General features: G+C 65.8%; 8 protein-coding genes and 1 pseudogene. 5 read left to right on the top strand and 4 right to left on the bottom strand.

Annotated features, from left to right (window positions below; genetic code table 11):
• The 4 genes and pseudogenes from Q0Z44_RS09570 to Q0Z44_RS09585 form a co-directional block, all read right to left on the bottom strand.
• Positions 1-236: pseudogene (locus Q0Z44_RS09570) on the bottom strand (oligopeptidase A); the annotation flags it as partial.
• Positions 237-294: 58 nt separating this feature from the next.
• Positions 295-1,158: a bifunctional methylenetetrahydrofolate dehydrogenase/methenyltetrahydrofolate cyclohydrolase FolD gene (gene folD / locus Q0Z44_RS09575; RefSeq protein ID WP_298011994.1), complete on the bottom strand. Its 864-nt coding sequence runs from the start codon at positions 1,156-1,158 to the stop codon at positions 295-297.
• Between the two features lie 109 nt (positions 1,159-1,267).
• Entirely contained in the window at positions 1,268-1,900 is a 633-nt protein-coding gene (locus tag Q0Z44_RS09580) for a response regulator transcription factor (protein WP_109036562.1), read from the bottom strand.
• Positions 1,897-4,482: a PAS domain S-box protein gene (locus Q0Z44_RS09585; RefSeq protein WP_298011997.1), complete on the bottom strand. Its 2,586-nt coding sequence runs from the start codon at positions 4,480-4,482 to the stop codon at positions 1,897-1,899. Before Q0Z44_RS09585 ends, Q0Z44_RS09580 begins: the two co-directional genes overlap by 4 nt.
• A 195-nt stretch (positions 4,483-4,677) precedes the next feature.
• Between Q0Z44_RS09585 and aceE the strand changes: the two genes are divergently transcribed.
• From aceE to Q0Z44_RS09610, 5 genes are all read left to right on the top strand, one after another.
• Positions 4,678-7,377 carry a pyruvate dehydrogenase (acetyl-transferring), homodimeric type gene (gene aceE / locus Q0Z44_RS09590; protein ID WP_298011998.1) on the top strand — a complete coding sequence of 900 codons (2,700 nt, stop codon included), beginning with the start codon at positions 4,678-4,680 and terminating at the stop codon, positions 7,375-7,377.
• A 111-nt stretch (positions 7,378-7,488) separates the two neighbouring features.
• Complete coding sequence (gene aceF, locus Q0Z44_RS09595) at positions 7,489-9,189, top strand: dihydrolipoyllysine-residue acetyltransferase (protein WP_298011999.1); 1,701 nt, start codon at positions 7,489-7,491, stop codon at positions 9,187-9,189.
• Positions 9,190-9,202: 13 nt separating this feature from the next.
• Complete coding sequence (lpdA, locus tag Q0Z44_RS09600; RefSeq protein WP_298012000.1) at positions 9,203-11,062, top strand: dihydrolipoyl dehydrogenase; 1,860 nt, start codon at positions 9,203-9,205, stop codon at positions 11,060-11,062.
• Between the two features lie 159 nt (positions 11,063-11,221).
• On the top strand, positions 11,222-11,644 hold the full coding sequence (locus Q0Z44_RS09605; protein ID WP_298012002.1) for an MbcA/ParS/Xre antitoxin family protein: 423 nt from the start codon (positions 11,222-11,224) through the stop codon (positions 11,642-11,644).
• Between the two features lie 92 nt (positions 11,645-11,736).
• On the top strand, positions 11,737-12,366 hold the full coding sequence (locus Q0Z44_RS09610; RefSeq protein ID WP_298012003.1) for an RES family NAD+ phosphorylase: 630 nt from the start codon (positions 11,737-11,739) through the stop codon (positions 12,364-12,366).
• Positions 12,367-12,370: the final 4 nt, after the last annotated feature.

A 12,370-nucleotide genomic window follows, 5' to 3' on the forward strand; every position in this document is an offset into this window, starting at 1 on the left:
TCGGCCACGCTGTTGAGGTGGCCCACAGCACCCCAGGCTCGCCCCAGCTTTTCCGTGGCCACGTCCAGCAGCAGCGACAGCGCGTCGTAGTCGGCCGGCACGTCGGGGCCGGTCACCTTGGCCAGGGCCTCTTCGGCCTGCGCGAGCAGCACGTCCATCGCGGGCGTGACGTGCTCGGGCTGGATCTGGTCGAAAAGCGGCAGGCCGGTGGTGTCAAGCAAGGGGTTGGTGCTCATGGTGTCCTTCGGGGGCCACGGGTAGGCAGCCCCCCGTTGTCGCTGAGTGGGTCGCAGGTCAGGCGCGCTGGGCGGCGGCCCGTTCGGCCGCTTCCATCGTGTTGACCAGCAACATGGTAATCGTCATCGGGCCAACCCCGCCGGGCACGGGGGTGATGTAGCCCGCCACCTCTTTCAGGCCGGCAAAGTCGACGTCACCGCACAGCTTGCCGGCGTCGTCGCGGTTCATGCCCACGTCGATCACCACCGCGCCGGGCTTGATCATGTCGGCGGTCAGCACGTTGCGCTTGCCCACGGCGGCCACGACGATGTCGGCCTGGCGCGTGTGGTGGGCCAGGGCGGCCGTGCCGCTGTGCGTGACGGTGACGGTGGCATTGGCCTGCAACAGCATCATGGCCATGGGCTTGCCAACGATGTTCGAGCGGCCGATCACCACGGCGTGCTTGCCGCGCAGGTCCTTCATGCCGATGGACTCGAGCATCTTCATGCAGCCATAGGGCGTGCAGGCCTTAAAGCCGACTTCACCCACCATCAGGGCGCCCGCGCTGGCGACGTGGAAGCCGTCGACGTCCTTCAGCGGCGAGATGGCCTCGATGACCTTGTGGTCGTCGATGTGCTTGGGCAGGGGCAGCTGCACCAGGATGCCGTGGATGCTGGGGTCGTTGTTGAGCGCCTCGACGCGGGCCAGCAGTTCGGCCTCGGTCATGCTGGCGTCGTACTTTTCCAGCACGGAGTGAAAGCCGACGTCCTCGCAGGCCTTGACCTTGTTGCGCACGTACACCTGGCTGGCCGGGTTGTCGCCCACCAGTACGACGGCCAGACCGGGCTTCAGGCCCTTGGCGGTCAGGGCGGCGGCGCGTTCGGCCACCTCGCTGCGCAGTTGCTTGGACAGGGCGTTGCCGTCGATCAGTTGGGCGGTCATGGGGAACTCCGGGGCAGAAAGATCAGAAATCGGAAAGGAAAAAGGCCGCGGGTGGCGGCCTTTCTGCAAGAGACACGGCAAGTGTGGGGCCGGCCTCCGGTTCGTGTGCTTACTTGGTGGCGGCCGGGGCGTTGGCGCCCAGCGCGATCTTCAGCAGGTCGGCCACCGTGTTGGCATTGAGCTTTTCCATCACGTTGGCACGGTGGGCTTCCACCGTCTTGATGGAGATGCCCAGGTCGTCGGCGATCTGCTTGTTCAGGCGGCCGGCCACGATGCGCTCGAGCACCTGGGCTTCGCGGGTGGTGAGGCGCGACAGCAGGGCTTCGCGGCTGGCAGCTTCCTGCGACTGAGAGAAGGCGGCCCGGGCCTGGTCCAGCATGCGCTCGACGAGGGCCACCAGGGCGTCTTCCTTGAAGGGCTTCTCGATGAAGTCCATCGCGCCCTTTTTCATGGTGTTCACGGCCATGGGCACGTCACCGTGGCCGGTGATGAACACGATGGGCAACGGGGACTTGCGCTCCAGCAGCTTGTCCTGGAGTTCCAGGCCGCTCATGCCATCCATGCGAATGTCGGCGATCAGACAGGCCACTTCGCGCGGGTCGAATCGCGCCAGGAACGATTCGGCGGAGTCGAAACACCGCACACGGTAGTCCTTGCCTTCGAGCAGCCACTGCAGCGAGTCGCGCACGGCCTCGTCGTCGTCAACCACATACACGGTGCCTTTTTTCGGGATCAAGCTCATGGGTTATCGGCAAGCAAGTCGTTGGAAGGGGGCGGCAGGGAGTCCTGGAAATCAGCAGTGCCACCCGCATCGACGGGCAGGGTGAAGGTGAAGCTGCACCCGATGACCGTCGAATCATTGTAGATGTTCTCGGCCTTGATCCGGCCCTGGTGCGACTCGATGATGGAGCGGCACAGGCTCAGGCCGATCCCGAGGCCCTCCGCCTTGGTGGAATGGAAGGCTTCGAACAGGCGCGCCAGCATCTCTTCCTTCATGCCGGGGCCGCTGTCGAGCACCGCGAACTCCACGACCTTGCCCTGGTCTTCCAGGACACGTTGCTGGACCCGGAGGTCGATGTGGCGGCGAGACTGGGGCATCTGCGCGCCGTCGATGGCCTCGGCGGCGTTCTTCAGGAGGTTCAGCAGCACCTGTTCGATCAGGATCGGGTCGGCCATCAGCGTGGGCAGCCGCGGGGCGATCTGGGCGTTGAGCGTCACCCGGCGGCGCTTCATCTCGAACATGGCCAGCTCCATCACCGCGTCGGTGATGTCGCGCACGCGGGCCGGCTGGCGTTGCGGCTCGCTGCGCTTCACGAACTGGCGGATGCGGTGGATGATCTGGCCGGCGCGCTGCGCCTGGCGGGAGGTCTTGTCGAGTGCGCTGATGAGCTGTTCGTTGTCGATGTTGCCCGAGCGGACCCGGCTCATCATGCCGCTGCAGTAGTTGGAGATGGCGGCCAGCGGCTGATTCAGCTCATGCGCAACGGTCGAGGCCATTTCGCCCATCGTGATCAGGCGGCTGGTGAACTGGGACTTTTCAGCCTGGCGCGCGGCCGCCTCGTCGGCCTGCTTGCGCGCGGTGATGTCGGTGGCGATCAGCATCTGCGCCAGATTGCCGTCCGTCCACTGCACGTAGCGGGCGCGCACGTCGAACCACTTCTGAACGGTGTCGAGGAAGACCTCCCGGGAATCGCTGCCCGCATCCGTCAGTTCCTGGGCGGGCAGCCCGCCGAAACTGTCGACGGCTTCGTCGGCCTCGCCCTGGTAGTCGGGCTGCAGTTCGCCGCCAGTGAGCTGCGCGTGGGCGTCGGGGTTGCCGCCGAACCACAGGCGGTAGGAGCGGTTGGCGAACAACAACTCGCCGCGCTGAACGGACATCACCGACACGGCGGCGTCCAGCCCTTCCAGCACCGTGGTAAAGCGCTCGTGCGCGGCGGTGAGCTGGTCGCGCACGCGCTTGGCCTCGGTGATGTTGGTGATGGACGTCATCCAGCCGGTCTGGTCGCCCTGGGCGTCGATCAGCGGCGAGACGTACATGCGGGCATCGAACTGGCTGCCGTCGCGCCGCTGCATCACCACCTCGATACCGCCCATGGGGCTGCGGCCGAGCAGTTCCTGCTGGAACATGCGGTTGAACTCGTCGATGCGGTCTTTTGGCCAGTAAGGGTAGGGCGGTACGCAGCCGAGGAGTTCCTCTTCCGAGAAACCCGTCATCGCGCAGAAAGCGGGGTTCACATAGCTGATGCGGCCTTCCAGGTCGATGGTGCGCATGCCGGTCAGCATGGAGTTTTCCATCGCGCGCCGGAAGTTGGTTTCCTGCACCAGCGTCTTCTGGATTTGGGCGCGGCGCCGCATGTGGCGCAGCGTGCCCATCAGCGTCCACACCGTCAGGGCTGACAGCGCCACCACCATCCAGAACAGGGTGTTGCCGATCAGGTTGGATGAGGTTCGGTAACCCGTGCCGCGCAGGATCAGGCCGTTGCCCACCGGGGTGACGATGACCTCGTGAACGAAGGTGGGTTTCGCGGAGCGCTCGGTGTGGCTGCCGACGGTGCTGGTCAGCGTCTCGCCGTCGACCCGGACCAGGGCCATGGCATGGCGACCCGCCACCTCGCGCGGAACGAGGTAGCGCATCATGGCTTCGAGCGCGTACTCGGTGACCACGGTGCCGACGAAGCCGCTGCGGTCGATCAGCGGGATGTGGACCTGGATGACCTTGGTGGCCAGCGCGTTGGTGTAGGGCTGCGAGTACACCGGCTGGCTGCGCTGACGGGCCAGCTGGAAGGCGCTGTGCGATTCCTTGGCGTCCTGCGGGTTGTAAGCCTCGAGCTGGCGGCTGAACTGGTCGAGGTCCATGCCCTGACCGGGCTCGAGCAGCATGCCCGTCGTCGACTGGCTGGCGCGGATCTGCTCATCGGCCTGCACCCACGAGACGCTGATCACCTCGGGCCGGGCACGCACGAAGTCGGCCGCCTGCTTCATGAACTGGTCGGGCGTGACGGTGCGCATCGACACGTCGCGCGCCAGCCGAAGTAGTTGCTCCTGGTTTTCGATCAGGCGCAGGCGGATCTGCTGTTGAACCACCTCGGTGTCGCGCTTGACGGCCTCCTGCTCGCGCTCGATCTCCTCGTTGCGCAGATACCAGAAGGCGGCAATGATGGCGGCCAGGAACAGCAGCACGGAAACCAGCGGGCCCAGCGTGGCGTAACGGTCCTGCTGGCTGGGGCTTTGTTTGCGCCACCAGCGCCAGAACAGGCGCGAGGGCTGCCCGGCTTTGGTTACGACCTGCACCGCCGGGTTGTGGCTCGAAGACGAAAAAGGCATGGCCGGATTATCGGTGCGGACTCCCACATCGGAATCAGGGGGAAAGCCGGCTATATTGCTCGGGTTTGGCGCCCCGCCACCCCTGGGGTACCAAACGACATCGTGACCCGATTCCTCGCGTTTATCCACGTGTTCGGAATCCGGCCAAGTGCCCATACTGGGGCGCAAGGCCACTTACACCAGGAGACTCACCCCATGTCTGCCCATGATCCTTTGCCGTCCGCATCGCTGGACCTGGATCCCCAAGAAACCCGCGAGTGGCTGGACGCGCTGTCCGGCGTCATCGAGACGGAGGGCCGCAACCGCGCCCATGATCTGCTCGAGACCGTGCTCGACCACGCCCGCCAGGCCGGCATCGACATGCCGTTCTCGGCCACCACGGCGTACGTCAACACCATTCCGGCCGAAGACGAAGCGCGCTGCCCCGGCAACATCGAGATCGAAGAGCGTCTGCGCGCCTACATGCGCTGGAACGCGATGGCGATGGTGGTGAAGGCCAACCGGCACAACCCGGAAGACGGCGGTGACCTGGGCGGTCACATCGGTTCGTTCGCCTCGCTGGCGCACATGTTCGGTGCTGGCTTCAACCACTTCTGGCACGCCGAGAGCGAAGGCCACGGCGGCGATTGCATCTATTTCCAGGGCCACGTGTCGCCTGGTGTGTATGCCCGCGCCTACCTGGAAGGCCGCCTGACCGAGGAGCAGTTGCTGCATTTCCGCCAGGAAGTCGACGGCAAGGGCCTGTCGAGCTATCCGCACCCGAAGCTGATGCCGAACTTCTGGCAGTTCCCGACGGTGTCGATGGGCCTGGGCCCGCTGATGGCGATCTACCAGGCGCGCTTCCTGAAGTACCTGCATGCCCGTGGCATTGCCGACACGTCGAACCGCAAGGTGTGGGTGTTCTGCGGTGACGGCGAAATGGACGAGCCGGAATCGCTGGGCGCGATCGGCCTGGCCGCCCGCGAGAAGCTCGACAACCTGATCTTCGTGGTGAACTGCAACCTGCAGCGTCTGGACGGCCCGGTGCGTGGCAACGGCAAGATCGTGCAGGAGCTGGAAGGCGAATTCCGCGGTTCGGGCTGGAACGTGATCAAGCTGCTTTGGGGCAGCGACTGGGATCCGCTGCTGGCCAAGGACAAGGATGGCCGCATGCGCAAGATCATGATGGACATCCTGGACGGCGATTACCAGGCCATGAAGGCCAACGACGGCGCGTTCGTCCGCAAGAACTTCTTCGAGCGCGACCCGCGCGTGGCCGAACTGGTCTCGAAGATGACGGACGAGCAGATCTGGGCGCTGCGCCGTGGCGGCCACGACCCGCAGAAGGTGTACGCCGCCTACGACCGGGCCGTGAACCACAAGGGCCAGCCGACCGTGCTGTTGATCAAGACGGTCAAGGGCTTCGGCATGGGCAAGGCCGGTGAAGGCAAGAACACCGTTCACCAGACCAAGAAGCTGACGGACGAAGACATCAAGTACTTCCGCGACCGCTTCAACATCCCCATCCCGGACAGCGAGCTGCCGAAGATCCCGTTCTACAAGCCTTCGGAAGACTCGCCGGAGATGAAGTACCTGCACGAGCGCCGCAAGGCCCTCGGCGGTTACCTGCCGAGCCGCCGTTCGCGTGCGGAAGAGCAGTTCACCGTGCCGCCGCTGGAGACGTTCAAGGCTGTGCTCGAGCCCACCGCGGAAGGCCGCGAGATCTCGACCACGCAGGCCTATGTGCGCTTCCTGACGCAGCTGCTGCGTGACAAGGAGCTGGGTCCGCGCGTCGTGCCCATCCTGGTCGACGAAGCCCGTACCTTCGGCATGGAAGGCCTGTTCCGCCAGGTCGGCATCTACAACCCTGCGGGCCAGCAGTACACCCCGGTCGACAAGGACCAGGTGATGTACTACCGCGAGGACAAGGCCGGCCAGATCCTGCAGGAAGGCATCAACGAAGCCGGCGGCATGTCGAGCTGGATTGCGGCCGCCACGAGCTACAGCACCTCGAACCGGATCATGATCCCGTTCTACGTGTACTACTCGATGTTCGGCTTCCAGCGCATCGGTGACCTGGCCTGGGCGGCCGGTGACATGCAGGCGCGCGGCTTCCTGCTGGGCGGCACGTCGGGTCGCACGACGCTGAACGGCGAAGGCCTGCAGCACGAAGACGGCCACAGCCACATCCTGGCCGGCACCATCCCCAACTGCGTGTCGTACGACCCGTCGTTTGCGCACGAGGTGGGCGTGATCCTGCACCATGGCCTCAAGCGCATGGTCGAGAACCAGGAGAACGTGTTTTTCTACCTGACGCTGCTCAACGAGAACTATGCGATGCCGGGCCTGAAGCAGGGTACGGAAGAGCAGATCCTCAAGGGCATGTACCTGCTGGACGAAGGCCAGGCCGGCAAGCCGGCGGTGAACCTGCTGGGTTCGGGCACGATCCTGCGCGAGTCGATCGCGGCCAAGGCGCTGCTGGAGTCTGACTGGGGCCTGACCGCCAACGTGTGGAGCTGCCCGAGCTTCAACGAACTGGCCCGCGACGGCCAGGACGTGGAGCGCTTCAACATGCTGCACCCGCTGGAGACGCCGAAGGTGTCGTTCGTGACGCAGCAGCTGCAGCCGTTCGACGGCCCGGTGGTGGCCTCGACGGACTACATGAAGAACTACGCCGAGCAGATCCGTCCCTTCATCCCGAAGGGCCGCAGCTACAAGGTGCTGGGCACGGACGGCTTCGGTCGCAGCGACTTCCGCAGCAAGCTGCGCGAGCACTTCGAGATCAATCGCCATTACATCGTGGTGGCCGCGCTGAAGGCGCTGGCCGAAGAAGGCAAGGTGCCCGCGGCCAAGGTGGCCGAGGCCATCCAGAAGTACGGAATCAAGGCCGACAAGGTCAACCCGCTGTACGCCTGAGCCCGTCACGGGCTGCCGATGCCGGCCGTGTGTGTGTGCTTGCCCTGTGGCAGGTTCGCGCCGGCCGGCCCACGATCCATTCAATTTCTTCGTCTGTGACGGAGCACAAACATGGCATTGATTGAAGTGAAGGTCCCTGACATCGGGGACTTCGACGAAGTGGCGATCATCGAGGTGCTGGTGAAGGCCGGCGACACCGTGAAGGCGGAACAGAGCCTGATCACGGTGGAAAGCGACAAGGCCTCGATGGAGATCCCGTCTTCCCACGCTGGCGTGGTGAAGGAACTCAAGGTGGCGCTGGGCGACAAGGTGAGCGAAGGCTCGGTGGTGTTGGTGTTGGAGTCTGCTGAAGCAGCGGCTGCAGCGCCCGCTCCTGCGCCTGCAGCGGCCCCTGCTGCAACTCCGGCCCCGGCCCCGGCCTCGGCTCCGGCAGTTCCTGCTGCCGCTCCCGCGCCCGCCGCAGTTGCATCGTCCGGCCCCATCGAGGTGGTGGTGCCCGACATCGGCGACTTCGACGAAGTCGCTGTGATCGAGCTGCTGGTCAAGGTGGGCGACACCGTGAAGGCCGAGCAGAGCCTGATCACCGTCGAGAGCGACAAGGCGTCGATGGAAATCCCGTCGTCGCATGCCGGGGTGGTCAAGAGCTTGCTGGTGAACCTGGGTGACAAGGTCAGCAAGGGCAAGCCGATCGTGGTGCTGGAAGGCGCCGGCGGTGGCGCCGCACCTGCTGCTGCACCGGCCGCACCCGTTGCACCAGCTGCCCCTTCGGCACCGGCGCCGAGCCCCGCTGCTGCGGCTCCCGCTGCTGCGCCGGCGGTGACCAGCGCCCCGGCCACGCTGCCCGCTCATCAGCCCGGCACCCCGAGTGCTGCGCTGCCCCATGCGTCGCCCAGTGTGCGCAAGTTCGCGCGTGAGTTGGGTGTGCCATTGGCAGAGGTCAAGGGCACGGGGCTGAAGGGCCGCATCACCCAGGACGATGTGCAAGGCTTCGTCAAGGGCGTGATGTCGGGCGACACGCAGACCGCCGCGCAGAAGGCCAAGGCGCCTGCGGCCGCATCCGCCGCTGCAGGTGGCACGTTCCCGGGGTTGCTGCCCTGGCCGCAGGTCGACTTCGCCAAGTTCGGCCCAGTCGAGCGCAAGGACCTGTCGCGCATCAAGAAGATCTCGGGCGCCAACCTGCATCGCAACTGGGTTGTGATCCCGCACGTCACCAACCACGACGACGCCGACATCACCGACCTGGAAGCCTTCCGTGTTCAGCTGAACAAGGAGAACGAGAAGTCGGGCGTGAAGGTCACGATGCTGGCCTTCATGATCAAGGCGGCCGTGGCGGCGCTCAAGAAGTTCCCCGAGTTCAATGCCTCGCTGGACGGCGATCAGCTGGTGCTCAAGAACTACTTCCACATCGGCTTTGCGGCAGACACGCCGAACGGCCTGATGGTGCCGGTGATCAAGGATGCCGACAAGAAGGGCATTCTGCAGATCAGCCAGGAGATGTCGGAGCTGGCCAAGAAGGCCCGCGACGGCAAGCTCAGCCCGGCCGAGATGCAGGGCGGATGCTTCTCGATTTCGTCGCTGGGCGGCATCGGTGGCAAGTACTTCACCCCCATCATCAATGCGCCGGAAGTGGCCATCATGGGCGTGTGCAAGAGCACCATCGAGCCGAAGTGGGACGGCAAGGCCTTCCAGCCGCGCCTGATGCTGCCGCTGTCGCTGTCGTGGGATCACCGCGTGATCGACGGCGCCGCCGCTGCCCGCTTCAATGTGTACTTCGCGTCGCTGCTGGCGGATTTCCGCCGCATCGCGCTCTGATGAGGAGCACGACATGGCAATGATCGACGTGCAAGTGCCGGACATCGGCGACTTCAAGGACGTGGCCATCATCGAGGTGCTGGTGAAGCCCGGCGACACGGTGAAGGCGGAACAGAGCCTGATCACGGTGGAAAGCGACAAGGCCTCGATGGAGATCCCGTCGTCGCATGCCGGGGTGGTCAAGGAGTTGAAGGTCGCGCTGGGTGACAAGATCAACCAGGGCACCGTGATCCTGACGCTGGAAGCGGCAGAGGCTGGGGCTTCGGCACAGGCAAACGCACCGGCCCCCGTAGCCGCGCCAACTCCTGCGCCAGCGCCGGCCGCTGCCCCTGCAGCGCCGCCCGCTCCGGCTCCCGCCGTGGTGACACCCGCACCGGCTGGCAGCTACACCGGCCCGGTGGATGTGGAGTGCGATGTGGTCGTGCTGGGCGGTGGCCCGGGCGGCTACTCGGCGGCGTTCCGCGCGGCCGACCTGGGGCTCAACACCGTCATCGTCGAGCGTTACGCGACGCTGGGCGGTGTGTGCCTGAACGTGGGCTGCATCCCCTCGAAGGCGCTGCTGCATGTGGCCGCCGTGATGGACGAGGTGAGCCACATGGCCGACCTGGGCGTGGACTTCGGCGCGCCCACCGTCAACATCGACAAGCTGCGCGGCCACAAGGAAAAGGTCATCGGCAAGCTGACCGGTGGCCTGGCGGCGATGGCCAAGATGCGCAAGGTCACGACCGTGCGCGGCTACGGTGTCTTCCTTGACCCGTATCACCTGAAGGTCGAAGAGACCGTGGGCGCGGGCCAGGAGAAGACGGGCGCGGCCAAGGTGGTGCGGTTCAAGCGCGCCATCATCGCGGCGGGCTCGCAGGCGGTGCGCCTGCCGTTCTTCCCGCAGGACGAGCGCATCGTGGACTCGACCGGCGCGCTGGCGCTCAAGGGCGTGCCCAAGAAGATGTTGATCGTGGGTGGCGGCATCATCGGCCTGGAAATGGGCACGGTGTATTCGACGCTGGGCGCCCGCCTGGACGTGGTCGAGATGATGGACGGCCTGATGCAGGGTGCCGACCGCGATCTGGTCAAGGTGTGGCAGAAGATGAACGCGCACCGCTTCGACAACATCATGTTGAAGACCAAGACAGTGGGCGCCGAGGCCACGCCGGAGGGCATCAAGGTGAAGTTCGAGGCGGCCGACGGCACGCTGAGCGAGCAGACCTACGACCTGGTATTGCAGGCGGTGGGCCGCACGCCCAACGGCAAGAAGATCGACGCCGACAAGGCCGGTGTGGCCGTGTCGGACCGCGGCTTCATTCCGGTGGATGTGCAGATGCGCACCAACGTGCCGCACATCTTCGCGATCGGTGACTTGGTCGGGCAGCCGATGCTGGCGCACAAGGCCGTGCACGAGGCCCACGTGGCGGCCGAAGTGGTGGCCGGGGAGTTGCTGGGCGACGACAAGCTGGCCAAGGCCCAGTTCGACGCCCGCGTGATCCCGAGCGTGGCCTACACCGACCCGGAAGTGGCCTGGGTCGGCCTGACCGAGGACCAGGCCAAGGCCCAGGGCATCAAGGTGAAGAAGGGTCTGTTCCCTTGGTCGGCTTCGGGCCGCGCCATCGCGAACGGCCGCGACGAAGGCTTCACCAAGCTGCTGTTCGATGACAGCCCCGAGGCGCACGGCCATGGCCGCATCCTGGGGGGCGGCATCGTGGGCACGCATGCGGGCGACATGATCGGCGAGATCGCGCTGGCCATCGAGATGGGGGCCGACGAGGTCGACATCGGCAAGACGATCCACCCGCACCCGACGCTGGGTGAGAGCATCGGCCTGTGCGCGGAAGCGGCGCATGGCAGTTGCACGGACTTGCCGCCGGTGAAGAAGCGTTGAGGGTATGAGAAGCTGGCTGGTCTTGCGCCGGTCAGCCGGTCAGGCCTCGTGAAAGCCCCGTGGGTGTCAGTGCCCCGGGGCTTTCCTCTTTCCGGCTGCTGAACCCTCATAGGCCAAAAATGGACAAACAAGAAAAACAAGTCCATAATTGGACTCATTATGAGCGCCGCACTGCAAGCCCGACCCACCGCCCCCCCCGAGCCTTCGCTTCAGCAGATGTCGGCGGCTGGCCTGCGGGCCTTCGCACGGCTGGCCGATGCCTGGGACCTCACGGTCGACGAGCAGATCCGCCTGCTGGGTGAGCCGGCACGGTCCACCTTCTTTGCCTGGCGCAAGTCACCAGAAACCGCGCGCCTCTCGCGCGACACGCTGGAGCGCCTGTCCAACCTGCTGGGCATCTGGAAGTCGCTGCAGATTCTGTTGCCCGATGCGAAGGCGGCGGACGCCTGGGTGCGCCAGCCCAACACCGCACCGCTGTTCGGCGGCCGTACGGCCCTTGAGCGCATGCTGGCCGGCAATGTGTCCGACCTGTTTGCCGTACGACGCTATCTGGACGCTGTGCGCAGCGGCGGCTGGGCGTGAGCCGGGCGGGGCCCAGGGCGGTTGGGGCATGGCAGACAGACAGTGACGGAATTCCGCTGAAGCGGATCCGCTGGCAGCCGGCGTGGCGGATCGTGCCCACGCGCTATCCAACGGTCTACATCTACGACCGGATCGCCGACCCGGACGATTTCGACGCACTGTATGCGCTTGAAGCGTTGACCAACGACAGGCTGCGCGACGAAGCCGGCGTCATCGAGCTGGTGTCCGCCGAAGACCGCATCGTGGGTCCCGGCTCAGGCCCCATCATGGCGGCCTTCACGCACCTGAACCCCGATGGCAGCCGGTTCTCAGACGGGCGGCATGGCGTGTTCTACGCTGCGCACGACCGCATGACGGCGATTGCCGAGACCCAGTACCACCATGCGCGTTTTCTGACGGCCACCGCCCAGCCGGCCATGCAGTTGTCGATGCGGCTGTATGCCGTGAAGGTCAGCGCCACGTTGCATGACCTGCGCCCCGAGGGCGTGGTGCCGGCAGAGGTCTACAGCCCCGACGACTACAGCGCAGCCCAGGCGTTGGCGCGCAGGCTGCGGGCAGCGGGCTCGGCCGGAGTGGTGTACCGCAGCGTGCGCCACGCGGAAGGCGAGTGCGTCGGGCTCTTCCGGCCGAAGGGTGCCTCGGCGTGTGTGCATGCGGCTTACCTGCTGTATGCGTGGAACGGCGAGCGCTTCACCGACGTGTTCGAGAAGATCGACGGGTAGCGGG

It is taken from the genome of uncultured Aquabacterium sp. (assembly GCF_947366995.1).
In the GTDB taxonomy this organism is placed as follows: Bacteria; Pseudomonadota; Gammaproteobacteria; order Burkholderiales; family Burkholderiaceae_C; genus Aquabacterium.